Origin of the sequence: Streptosporangium sp. NPDC000509 (genome assembly GCF_042898365.1) — a bacterium.
GTDB lineage: Bacteria > Actinomycetota > Actinomycetes > Streptosporangiales > Streptosporangiaceae > Streptosporangium.
On sequence record NZ_JBIAYX010000002.1, the window covers coordinates 327121 to 344233 of the forward strand.

Consider the following 17113-nt stretch of genomic DNA (forward strand, 5'->3'; position numbering starts at 1 on the left):
GCCGTGCCTCACGAGGCACGGCCCTCCCCCGCCGCATGTCAGGTCGGCGGGACCGGGGCGCCGTCAGTGCGAGGCGTCCAGGAGGGCGTCGAGGTCGTCCTCCGGGAGACCGAGGTCCACGCGAATCCGGTAGCGGGTTCTGAGCAGGGCGATGTGCTCGCCGCTGCCCTCCACCGCCCGGTGCGCCCCCTCGGTCGCCCACTGATGGGCCTCTCCGAGGTCGCCGTAGGCGACGAGGGTCTCGGCGACCGTGAGGGCGGTGGCCGCGGTGACGTCACCGACGGCGCGGATCGCCGCGATCACCTCCCTCGCCTCGTCAGGCCGTTCGAGCTCGAAGAGGGTGTCGGCGATCCCCGCCCGGGGATCGACGCTCACCTCGCCGCCGTCGTCCACCGCCCGCTGGAAGCAGTCGAAGGCCCGGGCGGGCTGTCCGGCCTGCCGCCACTCCTCGGCGGCGAGCACGAGGATCGCCGCCCGTGATATGTCGCCGGACGCGTACGTCTCGACCAGGTCTTCGAGTCGCCGGGCCAGGTCTTCGTGATCGTCGGCCAGAAGTGCCTGCTCAAGCAATCGATCAAGTTGCTCACGTGTCACATGCGCCACATCGCGAGAGTACCGAGCGACGCTCGACCGCGTACGGCCAACGGCAGGTATTGGCCACGTTACCTTGGGCAAACGAACGACTACGCTGCGCGTTTTTTCCCAGCAAAACGGGCATATGACCAACGACTACTGACAGAGGAGCGGGTCACGGGAAGGGGTCGCGATGGGCATGTCCAAGCAGACATCGTTCACGTTGATGCTCCTTCTGGCCTTCTCCGTGGTCGTTCCCGGGTCCGCCGGATACCTCTCGGTCAAGATGGAGGCGATCGGGCAGGCACACCGGGAGCTGGTCACCCTGGAGAACCGCATCCGTGGCGAGAGGCTCGCCGCCCGGATCAGGAAAGTCGAACGAAACCACCGGGAGAGGCGGCTCCAGCCGATCATCTCGTCCCGCCGTGAGTCGTGCGATTCCTCGGGGAGGTCTCGCGCGGAGCCGAGGACGCGGCCACCCGGACTGTCCGCGGTCGTTCCCGTTCCGGTGGCGGGCACGGAACGGCGGCAGGACGAGCGGCCGCGTGCGCGCGGACACGTTGTCAGGAAACGCGTCCCGCAGGGACAGGGGCCGAGTACTCGGGAACGGGGCACGCGAGGGCGGGAAACGCCGGGGCAGGGCGTACCGGAGCCCGCGCGGCAGGGGCTGACGGCGCAGGGGCGCCCCGAGGCCGGGATGCCCGGTGAGGCCGCCTTCCCCGAGCGGCGGTCCCAGCTCGAACGCCGGGGCGGACGACACCGGGAGGGGGAGGACGTGCCTGCCGCGCCGGACGCGCTCACCGCACCGGACGCGCTCGGCGTCGAGAGCCTGCCGGAGGGCACCGGCACATCCCCCGTCGGGGCTTCCCCTTCCGTATCCCCTCAGCCCGTATTCCCTCAGCCCGGAACACGGGCGCGGTGACGGCTCGCCCCTTCGCGCGGCTCGCGCTTCGTCAGGGGGGCGATGGCTCTCAGACCGAGACGCGGGCGAACTGGCGGTTCAGATAGCCCCGGATGAGGCGTTTCGCCTCGGCCACGACCTCCGGAGCGCCGTTCGGATCGCGCCGGAAGGCCAGCTTGAGCACGGCGTCCCCGGCCTCGACCGCGACGAGGATCGCCAGGTCGAACTCCTCGCTGTCGGCCAGCCCGTACTCCTGCAGGAGGAGACCGCGCAACCGTCCGGCGATCACCGTGTTGTTCTCCGACGAGGCGTCGAGCAGGTTGAGGTCGACCACGTCGCCGAAGTGCAGGGACCGGAAACCCGGCACGGTCCTGTGCATCTCCACGTACTCGTCGATGATCGCGTCGACCGCGTCCCACCAGCCCTCGTAGTCTTCCAGCAGGAAGCGCCTGCCGATACGGGAGACGAACCCCTCCACGTGGCGCCGGGTCACCGCCTGGGTGATGGCTCGCTTGTCGGGAAAGAACTGGTAGACCGAACCGATCGCGACCCCCGCGCGCTCGGCGATCCTCGTGGTGGAGAGCGCGTCGTAGCCGATCTCGTCCAGCAGGTCGGCGCATGCATCGAGCATCCGCTCGACACGTCGCGCGCTCCGTCGCTGGGTGGGTTGGCGCCGCAGTGGAGCCTCTCCGTGCTCCTCGCAGGACATGGTGGACACCACACCATCTTGCCCCTCTGACACGTCAGGGTCAGTAGTTATTCACCAATCACGAGTTTTCTCCACCCCGGGGTGGACCGGACGAACCGCGCAACGCCGCATGTGAGGCGGTGTGTGAGTGCCGGTGGGACGTCACCTGGCTCCTCCACCGGCGTCACGCCCTCCTGCCACACGAGACGCCCGGAACCTGTTCCGCGCCTCCTCCGGAATATCGGGAGATGTCCGGAACCTCCGCCGGGCCCGCTCCGAGTCACTCTGAGCGGGTGGGCCTGGCGGCGAGGCCGGTGCAGCCGCGCAGCGCCTTCCAGTCCGCGACCGCCTGCTGCCGCCCGGTCCCGGTGATCGGGACCGGCACCCCGCCCTGGATGGTGGCCGGGGTCCACTGGTCCTTGAGCACCTTGCGGCCGTTGATCGTCAAGGTGAGCACACCGGTCCTGCCGGTCTCCGGTCCCCAGTTGTAGAAGACGAAGTTGCCCAGACCGTAACTGACGTAGCTGTTCTTCAGGTATCCGGCACCGAGCAGGATGTGCGCGTGGCCGCCGACGACGACGTCCGCGCCGGCCGCGACCAGCTTGGGCGCCAGGCCGCGCTGCGCCTCGTTGGGGCATTTCTGCAGCTCGGTACCCCAGTGCAGATGGACGATCACGGTGTCCGAGTTCTTGCGCGCCCTGCGCACCTCCTGGAGCAGTCTCGCCTCGTTCTTCGCCGAGGCGAGGCCGCCCTGGTCGCCCGAGGCCGTCCACGCCTGGATGAACTCCGCGTCCAGCACCTGGGTAGCGCCGATGATGGCGACGCGGTTGCCGTTCACGGTCGTCCGCCACGGCTTGTACGCCTCGGCCTCGTTCCTGCCCACACCCACGACCGGGAACCTGGACCGTTTGATGGCGGCGAGAGAGTCCGTCAGCCCGCTTTGCATGTAGTCCATGCCGTGGTTGTTCGCGAGGGAGGCGACGTCCACCCCGGCCGCCTTCAGCGCGGTGAGCGCCGTCGCCGGGGCACGGAAGGTGTACTGCTTGCCGGGGGCCGGGGTGCCGCCGGTGGTGATCGCCGTCTCCAGATTGATCATCGCCAGGTCGGAGCTTCTCAGCACCTTGGCGATCGGGCCGAGCGCGGTCTTCGGATCGGCGTTCAGCCGGTTTCGCAGCACGCCCTCGAAGTGCACATCCCCGCCGAAGGAGATGGTGTACGGCTTGCGCTCGGGCGTGGGGGTGGCCTCGGCCGGTTCGGTGGGTTTCTTCACGGCGTCGGAGGACGGTTCGGGGGCGGCCGACTCGGCCGCGGAGCAGGCCGCGAGAAGCACGGCTGAGGTGGTGACCGCGGCGACCAGGGCGAGGCGGCGAGCTGTGTACGTGTCCATCGGTATCCGAGGATGCCATCTCGTCCATCCCCGTGTCACAACTCGCGCCGCCGGATTCGTTTCCGCGAAAAGCCGGAGCCGGTCGCCGATGCCCGGCGTCGCGAGCCGCAGCCGGACAGGGTGTTCCGGGGCCGCCTGTCCTCGCACGGCTCGTTTCTCCCGGAGACCGCGGGCCCTACGACCTCACGTGACCGTTCCGGACTGTTCCCTGGAACACGAAAGGGGGCTGTCCCGCCGTTGGGCAAGCCCCCGGTCCTGAAAGGACGGTCATTCAGAGATCGAAGTCTCCGCTCTTCACCGCCGCGACGAACTCGCTCCACTCGGTCCCGCCGAAGAGCAGCACCGGTCCACGCCTGTCCTTGCTGTCCCTGACCGCGAACCCCTCGCCGGCCAGGCGAGCCACCTCAACACAGTTGCCACTCGCGGCACTGAGCCTGCTCTTTCGCCAGATCACTCCATATTGGTCAATATCGGACACATCTCACCTCCTCTCCCATAGGTGGTCATAGGGCACCTTAAGAATGAAGGCGTGATGGAAAACGTGCAAGGTATTGGACGTGTCCAGATAGGACACCATGTCCGACGCGCTTCCCCGGTGTGCGATGATTCTCCCCTGCTCCACCGGCGGGCGGTCAATCCATCCGGTGAGCAGAGACAATGAAACGCGGTAATCGCAGCGGAGCGGCTCTTTTTCTCCAGGTGAGCACTGGAGCCGCTTCTGCTATATGTCGAACTCTCCGTCCTTCACTCCGCCGACGAATGCCTTCCACTCATCGGGAGTGAAGACCAGCACGGGCCCGGATCCGTTCTTGCTGTCCCGGACCCCTACGCCGCCTCCGCTCAGCGTCGCCACTTCGACGCAATTGCCGTTCGGAGAGCTGTGCGCGCTCTTCTTCCACATCGCACCGCTGAAATCAGTCGCGTTCATTTTTCTTTCCATAAAAATGACGGTAGTCGCCGGTTGGCAGACCGGTCGCTACCTGCCCCAATGCTCGCTTACCTCTTTGATCAGCTCCTGCGAGCCGGCCTCTGGAAGAGCTCGTTCCATCAAATGCTCAAAGGCACGCTCATACCCGTACACTTTTTCCACATCATCCACGTACCGTCCACCGAAAAGCGATTCAAGGTAGACTATGTCCGGAAAATCGGAAAAGGTGAGGTGCACGAACGGTCCCGTGGACACCGGTGGCGGAACATCCTTGGAAAGAATTCTCATATCTACGTGTTCCAGCTCCGAAACCTCGATCAGGTGTCGCAGCTGATCTCGCATGACGCGAGCGTCACCGTACTGACTTTTCAACACGGATTCGTTGAACACCGCCAGCAGGGTCAGCGGCCTGGAGTCGTACAGCAACGTACGCTGACGCGCCATCCGCACCTCGACCCGATCCTGGAACCAACTCGACGGCACCTGGCTCGCATGCTGCCCCACCGAGATGACCGCACGAGCGTATTCCTCTGTCTGGAGAAGCCCCGGCACGATCTGGGGTTCCCAGTTACGCATCTCAGTGGCCTCCGCCTCCATCCCGATGAGCGTGATGTAGTCATCGGGAACGGAATTTCGATATCTCTCCCACCAGCCCTTCCTGGAGGCTTCACGCCGTAGCGCGACCAGGGTCTCCCTGAGCCGCTCGTCGACGCCGTAAAGGTCGGCGAGCGCCTCGACGTCCGCCTCCTTGGCCAGCGTCTTGGCGGTCTCTATCCGGCTGACCTTCGCGGTCGACCACCCCAGGCGACCGGACACCTCGTCACCCGTCATGTTCAGGCCTTCGCGGAGCCGGCGCAGCTCCATGCCCAGCCAACGCTGGCGGAGTGCTGGACTGCCACGTTCCGACATCACGACCTCCCCACCATGACGGGCGAGCGGCTGTCACGGCCTCAACAGGAACTCGATGAATAGTAGTGCAAATTACACTGATGGTTGCAGTGCATCTGTGGAAGTTTATTGCTTTTTTCCTTACGGCAAGTCTTGCAGCCAAATCTATGCTGAGCGACTATCAGAACAGGAAGGTCCTCGCAAGATCGGGGGAGCCACCGGCGATCATCCGGAGGGCGTCTTCGAGGGCATTCGTGAGCCGCGGGTGTGAAACAGACACGCGGCTCTTCGGCAACGGCGCCGTCTTCGAAGAAACGGAGTTGACACGGGGAGGCCGACAGGGGGAGCAGCGGTAATCGGCCGGCGACGGCCCAAAGTCGCACGCACTCACGAGAGTGTCCTGATCGGACACAAAAAACACCGGGTCGGCGGCCACCGACCCGGTTGGCACAAGAACTCCGCGTCAAAGCCACGAAGGGAGTCTCCTATGTCCTTCCACCGTACCAACAGAACCCACGGAATCAAGACCTTCATTCTCGACCTGATCTATGTGACCGACCGAGAGCTCTGCATGGACCAGGACGAGTGGGCCTACCGGCTCGGCTGGAGCGTGACCCGGACCGGTTTCGGGGCCAGGCACTACCGCGAGCCGCGGTTCGACCTCCTCAAGGCCGAGCGGACGGCCGCTCCCGCCCTCACCCTGGCTCCCGTCCACGACAAGGGGGCGGGCGGCGATGTCGCGGCGTGATCTCCGCGGCAGCCGCTACGGCCACCCCGGCGGCCGGCCGCCCAGCCGTGCGGGCCTCGTCGTCCGGCTGTGGCGCTGGCGGACGGAGGTCGCGCTGCTCGCCGCCGCCTCGTTCCTCACGGTCACCGTGGCCCTCTCGCTCCGCGAGGGCGACTGGTGGCCGTTTCTCGTCGTGGTCTGCGCCGCCGTCACCCCCGTGGCCTCCGGCTTCGGGAGAAAGTGGGTGACGGCACACGTGTGGTGCCTGGTCTCCCGGCACCGCCTCCAGCGGGCGTGCGCGGAGACCGGGATACACACCCGCTTCGGCCGGTTGCCGCTGATCCTGTGGATCACCCCCACCGTCGCCGGGGAGAAGGCGCTCGTCCTCGCCAGGGCGGGAACCTGCGCCGAGGACTTCGACGCCTTCTCCGCCGAGATCGCGGCGGCGTGCTACGCCCGCGACGCCGTGGTGTCCCGGCACCTCAGGTGGGGGAACCTGCTGACGGTCGAGATCGTCCGTGGGGGCGAGGTCTTCGGTCCCCCGGTGGGTCTCGACCGGCTCTACGGGCGGACGAACTGGGTGTGCCTGCGGGCCGGCCACGCCACGGAGACCGACCGTGCCACAGAGGCCCTCCACGCGGCAGAAGTCCTCCGTGCCGTGGAGGCCGGCCAGGCCCCGGAGGCCGGCCGGACCACGGAGACCGGCCACCCCCGACAGGCCCGCCGCACCACAGAGGAGGAGCCCGACATCCACCGCGCCACCGTCCCGTTCTCCGGACCCGGCGAGCTTCCCGGGAGGCGCCGACAGGCCGCGTGAACCTCCACCCGGCCGCGAAGGAAAGCCCCGGAGCACAGGTGGTTTCAAGGGGTCCTCGCGACTTCTCGGATCGAGATGTCGCGACGACCACGTGAATCCAAGCCACGCTCCGGGGCTTTCCCCGTGCCGGACCGACGGCCATGATGAGTTCATTCGCCGAACTCAGGAGCGCCGATGAGAACAGCTCACAGGACCTGCCCTCTCTGCGAGGCCGTCTGCGGCCTCCGGCTCGCCCTCGACGACGCCGGACACGTCACCTCGGTCAAGGGCGACCCGGACGACCCCTTCTCCAGGGGGTTCGTCTGTCCCAAGGGGGCGAGCCTGGGCCGCCTCGACGAGGACCCCGACCGGCTCGGCGTCCCGATGATCCGTACGGGTGAGGAGTGGCGCGAGGCGTCCTGGGAGGAGGCGTTCCGCGCGGTCGAGGAGGGCCTCGGCAGGGTGATCGACGCCCACGGCCGCGGTTCGCTCGCCGTCTACCTCGGCAATCCGAACGCCCACTCCATGGCGGGAGCCCTGTACGGCGGGCCGCTGATCCGCGCCCTCGGCACCCGTAACGTCTTCTCCGCGAGCACCGTCGACCAGATGCCCAAGCACGTCTCCTGCGGTCTGATGCTCGGCGACCCGATGGCGATCGCGGTGCCCGACCTGGACCGTACCGACCACCTGCTGATGCTCGGCGCCAACCCGCTGGAGTCCAACGGCTCGCTCTGCACCGCCCCCGACTTCCCCGGCCGTCTCAAGGCGCTGCGCGGGCGCGGCGGCAAACTCGTGGTCGTCGACCCGCGCCGCACCCGCACCGCCGCCCTCGCCGACGAGCACCTGTTCGTACGCCCGGGCACGGACGCCTACCTGCTGTTCGGCATCGTCCACACCCTCCTCGCCGAGGACCTCACCTCGGTCGGCGCCGACATCGGCGGCATCGGGATCGACGGGCTGGAGGAGGTGCGGCGGCTGGCGAGGGACTTCGCCCCCGAGGTCGTGGCCCCGATGTGCGGGATACCGGCCGGGGAGATCGTACGGCTGGCACGTGAGCTGGCGGCGGCCCCGACGGCCGCCGTCTACGCCCGCATCGGCACCTGCACCGCCGAGTTCGGCACCGTCGCGCAGTGGCTGGTCGACGTCGTCAACATCCTGACCGGCAACTTCGACCGTCCCGGCGGGGTGATGTTCGCGAAGACCGCCGTGGAGAACGGCCGCCGGAGCAGGCCGTACGTCACGGGACGCTGGCACAGCCGCGTCCGGGGGCTGCCGGAGGCGAACGGCGAGATCCCGGTGGCCACCCTCGCCGACGAGATCGAGACGCCGGGAGAGGGGCAGGTCAGGGCGCTGGTCGTGGTGGCCGGCAACCCGGTGCTGTCGGCGCCGGGCGGACCACGGCTGGACCGGGCCTTCCGCGACCTGGAGTTCATGGTCTGCGTGGACCCGTACCTGAACGAGACCACCCGGCACGCGAACGTGATCCTGCCGCCGCCGCGCGTGACGCAGTCGCCGCACTACGACCTGACGCTGCTCGCCTTCGCGGTCCGCAACTACGCGAGGTTCTCCCCGCCGGTCCTGCCGCTGGAGCCGGGACGTCCGTCGGAGGCCGAGATCATGGCACGGCTGGCGATGATCGCCTCGGGTCAGGGTGCGGACGCCGATCCGGCCCTGCTCGACGAGCTGATCCTCGACCGGATGCTCCGAAGGGCCGTCGAGACGCCCGGATCTCCGGTGGAGGGCGCGGACCCCGCCGAGCTGCGCGCCTCCCTGGACGGTGGCAGCGGGGCGGAGAGGCGGCTGGACGCCATGCTCAGGCTCGGACCGTACGGACTCTCCCTGGCCACTCTCCTGGCGAACCCGCACGGCATCGACCTGGGAGCGCTGGAGCCCCGGCTGGCGGAGATCGTCCGTACGGCCTCGGGACGGGTGGAGCTCGCCCCGCCGCAGCTGGTCGAGGACGCCGCGCGGCTGCGCGAGCGGCTCGCCGTCCCGCCCGCGGAGATCGTGCTGATCGGGCGGCGCCATCTGCGTTCCAACAACAGCTGGCTGCACAACGTGGGGCCGCTGGTCGGCGGGACCAACCGGTGCACCCTGCAGATCAACCCGGACGACGTGAGCAGGCTCGGGCTGGGCGAGCACGCCGTGGTGCGCTCGGCCGCCGGAGAGCTGGTCGTGCCGCTTGAGCCGACCGACACGATCATGCCGGGGGTGGTGAGCCTGCCCCACGGATGGGGGCACTCCGGCACCTCGCAACCGGTGGCGGCCAAGCACGCGGGAGTGAACGCGAACACGCTGACAGATGATTCCGTCGTGGACATACCCTCGGGAAACGCCGTGTTCAACGGGGTTCCCGTCACCCTCGGCCGGGCGTGATCCCATGATCGCTCGGAAAAGCGGGATCGACGCGCATTAGGCTTGCGCGCGTGACCACCCCTCCAGCACCGGACCGTCTGCACGCTCAGCTCACCTTCGCCATGGAGATCGACAAGCTCAGACGCATCGTCCGCCGCAACACCCTCATGGACGGGTCGCGGCGTGAGAACGACGCCGAGCATTCCTGGTACGTGGGCATGCTGGCGATGGTCTTGGCCGAGCACGCGCCACCGGGCACCGACCTCGACAGGGTCGTCGCGATGCTGCTCGTCCACGACATCGTCGAGATCGACGCGGGAGACACGTTCATCTACGACGCCTCGGCCGTCGAGGCCCAGCTGGACATCGAGCGCAAAGCCGCCGACCGGATCTTCGGGCTGCTCCCCTGCGACCAGGCCGCGCGGTTGCGCGAGCTCTGGGACGAGTTCGAGGAACGCAGGACGCCGGAGGCCAAATTCGCCAAGGCCCTCGACCGGATCGCCCCCATCATGGCGAACCACCACAACGAGGGCGGCACCTGGTCGCTGTACAAGGTGACGGCCGAGCAGGTGCTGGAGAAGGTGAAAATCATCGAGGAGGGATCGGCCACACTGGGCGCCTACGCCACCGAGATCATCGCCCTCTCCGTCAGCCGAGGGCATTTGGCGCGTGCATAACGCCGTTCTCGGGTAGGTCCCTATGGTCAAGGAGGGGGCAATGGTGAAGGAAACTGTCAAAACAGGGCGTCGGACCAGGCGTCTGGTGTCCGGGGTCGAGCTCACCGATCGGATCGAGCGCTCGCCCAAGGCCGACAGACCGATCCGCGTGCTCGCCAAGGCCGTGCGCCGGCGGATCGGTCCAGGACCGCTGCGTGACCTGCTGCACGGGGTGCCGATCGGCAAACCGCTGCATCCACCGCTCGCCAACGTCAGCCTGGGTCTCTGGACGGCGACGGCGGTGCTCGACGTGACCCGCGCCGATCCACGAGCGTCGCGGATGCTGGTCGCAGGCGGGCTCGCGACCGCGATGCCCGCGATGGCGGCGGGCATCACCGACTGGTCGGCGCTCCACCGTGAGCAGCAACGGGTGGGGTTCGTGCACGCGATCGCCAACCTGACCGCTTTCGGGCTCTACGCGGGTTCGCTGGTGTTGCGGATGGCCGGGCGTGACCGGACCGGGCGGGTGCTGTCGTTCGCCGGGCTGGGTGCCGCGAGCGTGGGCGGCTACCTCGGCGGCCACCTCGCCTACCGGCAGGCGGCCGGGGCGAACCACGCCGAGTCCGTCGCCCACCTGGTCCCGCTGGGCTGGCACGACCTGTGCGACGTCGGCGACCTGCCGGACGGGCGCCCGGTGACGCGGAGGCTGGGTTACATCGATCTGTTCGTGCTGCGCGTCGGCGCGAACGTCACGGTGCTCGCCGACCAGTGCGCGCACCTGGCGGGCCCGCTCCACCAGGGGCGTCTGATCTCGGAGGAGGGGACCGCCTGCGTGGTCTGCCCGTGGCACGGGAGCACCTTCAGGCTCTCCGACGGAGCCGTCGTACACGGCCCGGCCACCGCTCCCCAGCCGTCCTTCGAGACCCGGATCCGCCGCGACGGGGTGCTCCAGGTCCGTCCCGCGCAGACCTGACCGGGCACCCGCGGGGACGAACCCGCGCCCGGCCGCGCGGACTCGACCGGGAACCCGAGGGGACACCCGCGTCCGGTCGCGCGGATCTGACCGGGAAACCGAAAGGACACCCGCGTCCGTCTCCAGGACCTCGCCGGGAACCCGGCGAGGTGTCCGGGCGCGGAGAACCCGGGTCCGGGCGGACGCCCCGCCCAGGCGTGACCGTACGTCCCACCCGGGCGTGACGAGAACCGGCTACCGCCGTCGGCCCGGCCTAGGCCGGCTTGCCGTCGGCGGGGTGTTCGACCAGGGCGAGAATACGGCTGGACATGAAGCGGGCGGTGCGCACGGCCGTTCCGCTCCGGGTGACCTCGCTCACCTCGACAACGCCGCCTCGGGCGTTGGCCACCTCAACGCGGCGCCCCGCTCTGGTAGCGCTGACCTCGTAGGTACGGGAACTGTCTCCTGCGTCGATGACAACCTCGACTTTGTCACCTTTCATACCTGAATAAGTACCCGGTAGCAGGCAGGTTCACCCGTACACCAGTTTGACTATCGCCACGATCCCGACGCACACCACGAACCAGCGCAGCACCGGGGCCGGCAGTCGCCTGCCGATCTTCGCGCCGAGGAAACCGCCGATCGCGGCGCCCAGCGCCACCATCAGGGCCGCCAGCCAGTCGACCTCCGCGACCACGATGAACAGCAGCGCGGCGCACGCGTTGACCAGCAGCGCGAGCACGTTCTTGGCCGCGTTGATCCGCTGCAGGCCCTCGTCGAGGAAACTGCCCATCAGCCCGATGAGCAGCACCCCCTGGGCCGCGCCGAAGTAGCCGCCGTACATGCCGCACACGAGAACGCCGCCCCAGAGCCAGGGACCGCCGTGCGGATGGGGACGCTCCCGCCGGGCGCTCAGCCAGCCGTTGAGCCTCGGCTGGATCACCACCAGCACGCACGCCAGGGCGATCAGGACGGGCACGACGACGTCGAACGTCTCCGCGGGAAGGTACAGCAGGAGCACCCCGCCGATCAGCGCACCGACCAACGCGGGAACCCCTAGCCTGATCAGCCGCGGGCGCTGCCCCCTCAGCTCCTCCCGGTAGCCGAACGCGCCGGTCAGCGACCCCGGGACCAGGCCCACGGTGTTGGAGACGTTCGCGATGACCGGTGGCATGCCCAGCGCGACCATCGTCGGGAACGTGATCAGAGACCCGGAACCGACGACGGCGTTGATGCCCCCCGCCCCGACGCCGGCCACGAAGATCGCGACCGCCTCCCACGGTGTCATGCGCTTCCCCTCACTCGTCAGGCTCGCGCCCATGGGCAGGTGCACGGCCCTCACCGGATGGTAGGAGGAGATCGGGATCACCCGATGGCGGGGGTGTCCTTAACGGGACCGCCCTTGACCGAGGTTCCCTTGACCGAGGGCTCCCACGTGCCCGGCACCTCTTCCTCGCCCGAAGGTCGGTGTCCGCCCGGCCCGTCCTCCCTGACCGAACCGCCCGAAGGCACACCTCCGTCGGACTCTCCGGAGGGCTCGTCCCCGTCCGGGAGAAGGTCCGCGAGGCTTTCGAGGGTCCGTCTCAGGTCCGGCGGGACGATCCACAGCTTGCCCGCGTCCCCCTTGGCGAGCTCGGGGAGCGCCCGCAGGTATTCGTGGGCGAGAAGCTCCGGGTCGGGCCTGCCGTCACGGGCGGCGCGGAAAAGCATGTCGATCGCGTCGGCCTCCGCCCTGGCCCGCGTCGCCCTGGCTTCGGCGTCGGCCCGCGCCTTGAGCACGGTCGCCTCCGCCTCGCCGCGAGCGGCCAGTACGGCGGCCTTTCTCCGCCCCTCGGCGGCGAGGACGGCCGCCTGCTTCTCCCCCTCGGCCGCGAGCAGCGCGGCCCGCCTGTCGTGGTCGGCGCGGGAGTGCCTCTCCATCGCCTCCTGGATCGAGACGGGCGGGTCGATCGTCTTCACCTCGACCCGGCCGACCCGCAGCCCCCACCCGCCCGCCGCGTCGTCGAGCGCCCGGCGCAGCTCGGCGCCGATCTCCTCACGGGAGCCCAGCACGCGGTCCACGTCCATCCCGCCGATCACGTCGCACAGCGTGGTCGCGACGAACTGCTCGACGGCGACCAGGAAGTTGGCGATCTCGTAGGTCGCCGCGCGGGCGTCGGTCACCTGGAAGGAGACGGCCGTGTCGACCGAGACGACGAGGTTGTCGGAGGTGACGACCGCCTGCGGCGGGAAGGCGACGACCTGCTCACGAAGATCGACCATGTCCTTGATCCGGTCGATGAACGGCACCACGAGGTTCAGCCCGGGACCGAGCGTCCTGTGGTAGCGCCCCAACCGCTCCACGACACCCGCCGTGGCGTGCGGCACGACGCGAACCATCCGATGGACGGCGAACACCGCCACGACCACGATGACGAGTGCGGCGACAAGCGCTTCCATGAACCACCCCGGGCGGTCGAGTCACGTGGAACTCTTGACCCGGCAGGATATTTGCTTTTCCCTTCACCGGCCTTTGAACGACCGAAACGATCTCGGAACCTCTCGGGTCCCCCTCAGAGCTGGTGCGCCCGCGCGTACCAGCGGCCCTCGCGCCCCCGATCGAGGGTGAGCGGGACGCTGAAGGTGTGCGACAGGTTCTCCGCGGTCATCACCTGGTCGATCGGGCCCTGGGCCACCACCGAGCCGTGCCGGAGCAGCAGGGCGTGGGTGAACCCACTGGGCACCTCCTCCACGTGGTGGGTGACCAGCACCATGGTCGGCGCCTTCGGGTCGTGCGCGAAGGTCGCCAGGCGGCGCACCAGGTCTTCGCGCCCGCCCAGGTCGAGGCCCGCGGCGGGCTCGTCCAGCAGCAGCAGCTCCGGGTCGGGCATGAGCGCGCGGGCGATCTGGACCCGCTTGCGCTCCCCTTCCGACAGCGTGTTGAAGCGGCGCCGGATCAGGTGGGCGCAGCCGAGCTGGTCGATCAGCTCGACGGCACGCGTCACGTCGTGGGAGTCGTACTCCTCCGTCCAGCGGCCGAGAATGGCGTACGAGGCCGTGAGAACCAGATCGATGACCTTCTCGTCCGGTGGCACCTTCTCCGCCAGCGCGGCGCTCGCGAGCCCGATGCGGGGCCGCAGCTCGAAGACGTCACTCTGGCCGAGCCGCTCGCCCAGGATCTCGACGACGCCCTCGGTGGGGAACAGCATCGCCCCGACCACCTGCAGCAACGTCGTCTTTCCCGCGCCGTTGGGGCCGATGACGACCCACCGCTCGTCCTCGTGAACGGTCCAGTCGATCTCCCGCAACAGGACCGCTCCGTCCCTGCGGACGGTGACGTCCTGTAGCCGAAGCACCTGACCGCCCATCCCTTACGCCTCCTTGTGAATCGCTCGAACAAAACCTATTGCAGGACAAGCGCATATCGTGGATCGGTGCACCCTGATTCACCGATCTCGGCCACCCTGGTCTGCTGGGGCAACGCCTGGCTCGCCGGACAGGTCGGCCTCGACGAGGCCGCCGACCGCGTGGAGCGGCAGGCAGGCCCCCAACTCGTCGCCGGTGAGACCGGCGACCTCGCCCTCCGCGGATTCCTCGCCGACCTGCGGATCGAGGGCATGAAATCGCTGCGACTGGCCCTTCCCGTCGCGGGCGACCCACTCGGTCTCACCGGACCGCCCCCTTTCAACTCCGCGGCCATCGAGGCCGGGCAGGCGGCGACAGCCGTGCTTCCCGACAGATGTCTCGGCCTGATACCGGTAAACGACCGCCGCGGGTCATCGTACGCCGGGGTTCGCTGGACCGTGCTGGAGGCCCGTACCACGGCCCCCGACCTGCCCTCCCTCGCCGAGGCCGAGCACGAGCTGACCCGCGCGATGCGGGTGGCCACCGACGCCCTGCTCGGCGTGGAGGGTCCGGCCCAGGGCCACCGGCGGCTGAAGATCGTGGACGACGGCCTGGCCCCCGGCTACCCCGCCAGGGCCCACCGGGTCGCCGCCCTCGCCGCCCGCCTCGCCGCGGTGCTCCGCGTCGCCGACGACCGCGGGCTCACCTCGGGCCAGATCGCCGTACGCGGTGAGGCCCTGCGTGAGCTCGACCGCGCGGTGCGCCGGGCCAGGGTGGTCGCCCACCACGCCATCACCGAACTGGTCTGAGAGCCGGCCCGAGGGCCGGTCCGAGGATCCGGCCGCCGGGACACCGCCGTCAGGCCAGACCGTTTCTCACCGCGTAGAGAGCGGCCTGGGTCCTGTCCTGCACGCCCAGCTTCATCAGCACGCTGGAGACGTGGGTCTTCACCGTCTTCTCCGCCACCGCGAGCTGCCTGGCGATCTCCCGGTTGGAACGGCCCGAGGCGATCAACGCGAGCACCTCGCGCTCCCGGTCGGTCAGCGGCGCCACATACCTGTCCTCCTGTCCGCCCTCCCGCGCGGCCCGGACAGGTTCGGGACCGGCCAGCATCGCCTCGGCCGCCTCGGGGGCGAGCAGCACCTGGCCGCCGTACACCGCCCGGATCGCGCGCACGAGCGCGGCCGGTTCGATGTCCTTGTAGAGGAAGCCCGCCGCACCCGCTCGCATCGCCGGGGCCACGTCGCCCCTGTCGCTCACCGAGGTCAGCACGAGCACCCTCGGCGACAGCCCTCGCTCGTCCAGCAGCAGCAGCGCGCCGAGCCCGTCGAGCACCGGCATCTTCAGGTCGAGCAGCAGCACGTCGGGGGCGAGAGACTCCACCAGGGCGACCGCCTCGGCGCCGTCGGCGGCCTCGCCGACCACGTCGAGATCCTCCTGCAGGTCCAGGAAGGTGCGAAGGCCCTGCCGCACGACCGGGTGGTCGTCGGCGATCAGGACGCGGATCACCCGGTCGTCGCCGTCAGGACCGCGTACGGCCGACCCCGAGGACCCACCCGGGCCACGGACCGGACGACCACCGTCAGGACCGCGTACGGCCGACTCCGGCGACTCACCCGGGCGACGGACCGGACGACCATCGTCGGGACCGCCTACGGCAGACTCCCCAGGGCGACGGGTCGAACGATCATCCTTCTCCGCATCACGGGTCACGCGGGCACCTCCAGCCGGACGAGTGTGCCCCGTCCCGGCTCCGAGGTCACCCGCACGTCGCCGCCGACGGCCTCCGCCCTGTCGCCCATCGAGGCGATCCCCAGCCCTCTCCCCGCGGCGGCGGTCACGTCGAAACCGGCCCCGTCGTCACTCACCTCAAGAACCACGCGCCCGCCCTCGCAGCCCAGCCGCACCTCGACCACACGCGCAGCCGAGTGTCTTGAGGCGTTGTGCAGCGCCTCCTGGGCCACCCGCAGGACGGCCACCTCGATCACCGGTTCGAGCTCGCACACCGGGGACTCCTCGAACGAGAACGAGGCCGGGTGCAGCCGGTCGAGCAGACGGACGTGCTTGCGGAGCGTCTCGGCCAGGCCGTGCCGGTCGAGGTCGGCCGGGCGGAGCTCCACGATCACCGCGCGCAACTCGGCCAGTGCCTCCCCCGCCAGCCGTTCCACCTGGCCGAGCTCCCGCAGCGCCCGTACGGGATCGTCGACGACCAGCGACGCGGCGGCCTGCGCGGTGAGGCGCAGCGAGAACAGCTTCTGGGTCACCGCGTCGTGCAGCTCCCTCGCCATCCGGGTGCGCTCCTCCACCAGCGTGAGCTCCCGGCCGCGCTCGTACAGGCGGGCGTTGGTGAGGGCGATCGCGGCGTGCGCGGCGAACATGGTGAGCAGCCGCTGGTCGGCCTCGGTGAAGCCTCCGGGGGCCCGCTTGTTGGACAGGAAGATGATGCCGAGCACCTCGTCCCCGTCGAGTATCGGCACCCCGAGGAAGTCCTTGAGCACCGGATGGGCCCGCGGCCAGTATTCGAACCTGGGGTCCCTGCGGATGTCGGGCAGCCGGACCGGCGTGCCCTCGCGCAGCATCGCGCCGAGCATGCCGTGCTGGCGGGGCATGGGCCCGATCGCGTCCCACTGCTCGTCGGAGATGCCCTCGGCGACGAACTCGGCGAACGCCCCCTGGTCGTCGGGCACGCCCAGCGCGGCGTAGCGTGCGTCCAGCAACCGCCGCGCCGACCGCACGATCACCTGGAGCACCTCCCGCACCGACAGGTGCCTGGTGACCGCGAGGACGGCCGAGCTCACCGCGTGCAGCACGGCGTCCCTGTCCTCGCTCTCGGAGTTCACGAGACGACTCTAGGCGGCGGCGGACGCCCGCCGCCTACTCCATCGGTCCTAAGCCCATCGGCCCACCTCCGGCCAGGTCCGGCGGCCGATGTACGGCG

The 17113-nt window shown here is 69.5% G+C and carries 19 protein-coding genes; 7 read left to right on the forward strand and 12 right to left on the reverse strand.

Annotation, left to right across the window (positions count from 1 at the left end; genetic code table 11):
- Window positions 1-63 precede the first annotated feature (63 nt).
- Entirely contained in the window at window positions 64-603 is a 540-nt protein-coding gene (locus ACFY3D_RS05010) for a hypothetical protein (protein ID WP_350942572.1), read from the reverse strand.
- A 169-nt stretch (window positions 604-772) separates the two neighbouring features.
- Here ACFY3D_RS05010 and ACFY3D_RS05015 point away from each other — a divergent pair, with 169 nt between their 5' ends.
- A complete protein-coding gene (locus ACFY3D_RS05015; protein WP_389975051.1) occupies window positions 773-1495 on the forward strand; it encodes a hypothetical protein in 723 nt (240 codons plus the stop codon).
- A 49-nt stretch (window positions 1496-1544) separates the two neighbouring features.
- On the opposite strand, the gene ACFY3D_RS05020 is transcribed toward ACFY3D_RS05015, so the two are convergent.
- The 5 genes from ACFY3D_RS05020 to ACFY3D_RS05040 all read right to left on the reverse strand — a co-directional run bounded on the left by ACFY3D_RS05020 (window position 1545) and on the right by ACFY3D_RS05040 (window position 5386).
- Window positions 1545-2183 (reverse strand): TetR/AcrR family transcriptional regulator, encoded by a 639-nt coding sequence (locus ACFY3D_RS05020; protein ID WP_389975635.1) that lies wholly within the window; start codon window positions 2181-2183, stop codon window positions 1545-1547.
- Window positions 2184-2442: 259 nt separating this feature from the next.
- Window positions 2443-3549, reverse strand: a complete 1107-nt coding sequence (locus tag ACFY3D_RS05025) for a CapA family protein (RefSeq protein WP_389975053.1) — start codon at window positions 3547-3549, stop codon at window positions 2443-2445.
- A gap of 271 nt (window positions 3550-3820) precedes the next feature.
- Window positions 3821-4027 (reverse strand): DUF397 domain-containing protein, encoded by a 207-nt coding sequence (locus tag ACFY3D_RS05030; protein WP_350942567.1) that lies wholly within the window; start codon window positions 4025-4027, stop codon window positions 3821-3823.
- Window positions 4028-4270: 243 nt separating this feature from the next.
- Window positions 4271-4489 carry a DUF397 domain-containing protein gene (locus ACFY3D_RS05035; RefSeq protein WP_350942566.1) on the reverse strand — a complete coding sequence of 73 codons (219 nt, stop codon included), beginning with the start codon at window positions 4487-4489 and terminating at the stop codon, window positions 4271-4273.
- A gap of 36 nt (window positions 4490-4525) precedes the next feature.
- Complete coding sequence (locus ACFY3D_RS05040; RefSeq protein ID WP_350942564.1) at window positions 4526-5386, reverse strand: helix-turn-helix transcriptional regulator; 861 nt, start codon at window positions 5384-5386, stop codon at window positions 4526-4528.
- A gap of 466 nt (window positions 5387-5852) precedes the next feature.
- On the opposite strand from ACFY3D_RS05040, the gene ACFY3D_RS05045 reads away from it, so the two are divergent.
- The 5 genes from ACFY3D_RS05045 to ACFY3D_RS05065 all read left to right on the forward strand — a co-directional run bounded on the left by ACFY3D_RS05045 (window position 5853) and on the right by ACFY3D_RS05065 (window position 10872).
- On the forward strand, window positions 5853-6113 hold the full coding sequence (locus tag ACFY3D_RS05045) for a hypothetical protein (protein WP_350942563.1): 261 nt from the start codon (window positions 5853-5855) through the stop codon (window positions 6111-6113).
- On the forward strand, window positions 6100-6909 hold the full coding sequence (locus tag ACFY3D_RS05050) for a hypothetical protein (RefSeq protein WP_389975058.1): 810 nt from the start codon (window positions 6100-6102) through the stop codon (window positions 6907-6909). The genes ACFY3D_RS05045 and ACFY3D_RS05050 overlap by 14 nt, the downstream gene beginning before the upstream one ends.
- A gap of 174 nt (window positions 6910-7083) precedes the next feature.
- Window positions 7084-9264, forward strand: a complete 2181-nt coding sequence (locus tag ACFY3D_RS05055; protein WP_389975061.1) for a molybdopterin-dependent oxidoreductase — start codon at window positions 7084-7086, stop codon at window positions 9262-9264.
- A 101-nt stretch (window positions 9265-9365) separates the two neighbouring features.
- Complete coding sequence (locus ACFY3D_RS05060) at window positions 9366-9920, forward strand: HD domain-containing protein (RefSeq protein WP_350943540.1); 555 nt, start codon at window positions 9366-9368, stop codon at window positions 9918-9920.
- Between the two features lie 40 nt (window positions 9921-9960).
- Window positions 9961-10872 (forward strand): Rieske 2Fe-2S domain-containing protein, encoded by a 912-nt coding sequence (locus ACFY3D_RS05065; RefSeq protein ID WP_389975064.1) that lies wholly within the window; start codon window positions 9961-9963, stop codon window positions 10870-10872.
- A gap of 253 nt (window positions 10873-11125) precedes the next feature.
- On the opposite strand, the gene ACFY3D_RS05070 is transcribed toward ACFY3D_RS05065, so the two are convergent.
- The 4 genes from ACFY3D_RS05070 to ACFY3D_RS05085 all read right to left on the reverse strand — a co-directional run bounded on the left by ACFY3D_RS05070 (window position 11126) and on the right by ACFY3D_RS05085 (window position 14198).
- Window positions 11126-11353: a hypothetical protein gene (locus tag ACFY3D_RS05070; RefSeq protein WP_329088968.1), complete on the reverse strand. Its 228-nt coding sequence runs from the start codon at window positions 11351-11353 to the stop codon at window positions 11126-11128.
- Between the two features lie 30 nt (window positions 11354-11383).
- Window positions 11384-12139: a sulfite exporter TauE/SafE family protein gene (locus ACFY3D_RS05075; RefSeq protein ID WP_389975638.1), complete on the reverse strand. Its 756-nt coding sequence runs from the start codon at window positions 12137-12139 to the stop codon at window positions 11384-11386.
- A 77-nt stretch (window positions 12140-12216) separates the two neighbouring features.
- Window positions 12217-13290, reverse strand: coding sequence for an SPFH domain-containing protein (locus tag ACFY3D_RS05080; protein ID WP_389975067.1), 1074 nt, complete (start codon window positions 13288-13290; stop codon window positions 12217-12219).
- A gap of 113 nt (window positions 13291-13403) precedes the next feature.
- On the reverse strand, window positions 13404-14198 hold the full coding sequence (locus tag ACFY3D_RS05085; protein WP_350942557.1) for an ABC transporter ATP-binding protein: 795 nt from the start codon (window positions 14196-14198) through the stop codon (window positions 13404-13406).
- Between the two features lie 66 nt (window positions 14199-14264).
- On the opposite strand from ACFY3D_RS05085, the gene ACFY3D_RS05090 reads away from it, so the two are divergent.
- Complete coding sequence (locus tag ACFY3D_RS05090) at window positions 14265-14984, forward strand: hypothetical protein (RefSeq protein ID WP_389975070.1); 720 nt, start codon at window positions 14265-14267, stop codon at window positions 14982-14984.
- Window positions 14985-15033: 49 nt separating this feature from the next.
- Here the strand turns inward: ACFY3D_RS05090 and ACFY3D_RS05095 are convergent, their stop codons facing one another.
- Window positions 15034-15684, reverse strand: coding sequence for a response regulator (locus ACFY3D_RS05095; protein WP_389975073.1), 651 nt, complete (start codon window positions 15682-15684; stop codon window positions 15034-15036).
- 200 nt (window positions 15685-15884) lie between these two features.
- Window positions 15885-17015: a GAF domain-containing sensor histidine kinase gene (locus ACFY3D_RS05100; protein WP_389975075.1), complete on the reverse strand. Its 1131-nt coding sequence runs from the start codon at window positions 17013-17015 to the stop codon at window positions 15885-15887.
- Window positions 17016-17113: the final 98 nt, after the last annotated feature.

Coding starts and splice junctions, on each gene's coding strand:
- ACFY3D_RS05035 (WP_350942566.1), bottom strand. CDS start 4,489: ATGGAAAGAAAAATGAACGCGACTGATTTCAGCGGTGCGATGTGGAAG.
- ACFY3D_RS05080 (WP_389975067.1), bottom strand. CDS start 13,290: ATGGAAGCGCTTGTCGCCGCACTCGTCATCGTGGTCGTGGCGGTGTTC.
- ACFY3D_RS05075 (WP_389975638.1), bottom strand. CDS start 12,139: ATGACACCGTGGGAGGCGGTCGCGATCTTCGTGGCCGGCGTCGGGGCG.
- ACFY3D_RS05050 (WP_389975058.1), top strand. CDS start 6,100: ATGTCGCGGCGTGATCTCCGCGGCAGCCGCTACGGCCACCCCGGCGGC.
- ACFY3D_RS05015 (WP_389975051.1), top strand. CDS start 773: ATGTCCAAGCAGACATCGTTCACGTTGATGCTCCTTCTGGCCTTCTCC.
- ACFY3D_RS05045 (WP_350942563.1), top strand. CDS start 5,853: ATGTCCTTCCACCGTACCAACAGAACCCACGGAATCAAGACCTTCATT.
- ACFY3D_RS05025 (WP_389975053.1), bottom strand. CDS start 3,549: ATGGACACGTACACAGCTCGCCGCCTCGCCCTGGTCGCCGCGGTCACC.
- ACFY3D_RS05060 (WP_350943540.1), top strand. CDS start 9,366: ATGGAGATCGACAAGCTCAGACGCATCGTCCGCCGCAACACCCTCATG.
- ACFY3D_RS05040 (WP_350942564.1), bottom strand. CDS start 5,386: ATGTCGGAACGTGGCAGTCCAGCACTCCGCCAGCGTTGGCTGGGCATG.
- ACFY3D_RS05055 (WP_389975061.1), top strand. CDS start 7,084: ATGAGAACAGCTCACAGGACCTGCCCTCTCTGCGAGGCCGTCTGCGGC.
- ACFY3D_RS05085 (WP_350942557.1), bottom strand. CDS start 14,198: ATGGGCGGTCAGGTGCTTCGGCTACAGGACGTCACCGTCCGCAGGGAC.
- ACFY3D_RS05070 (WP_329088968.1), bottom strand. CDS start 11,353: ATGAAAGGTGACAAAGTCGAGGTTGTCATCGACGCAGGAGACAGTTCC.
- ACFY3D_RS05065 (WP_389975064.1), top strand. CDS start 9,961: ATGGTGAAGGAAACTGTCAAAACAGGGCGTCGGACCAGGCGTCTGGTG.
- ACFY3D_RS05020 (WP_389975635.1), bottom strand. CDS start 2,183: ATGTCCTGCGAGGAGCACGGAGAGGCTCCACTGCGGCGCCAACCCACC.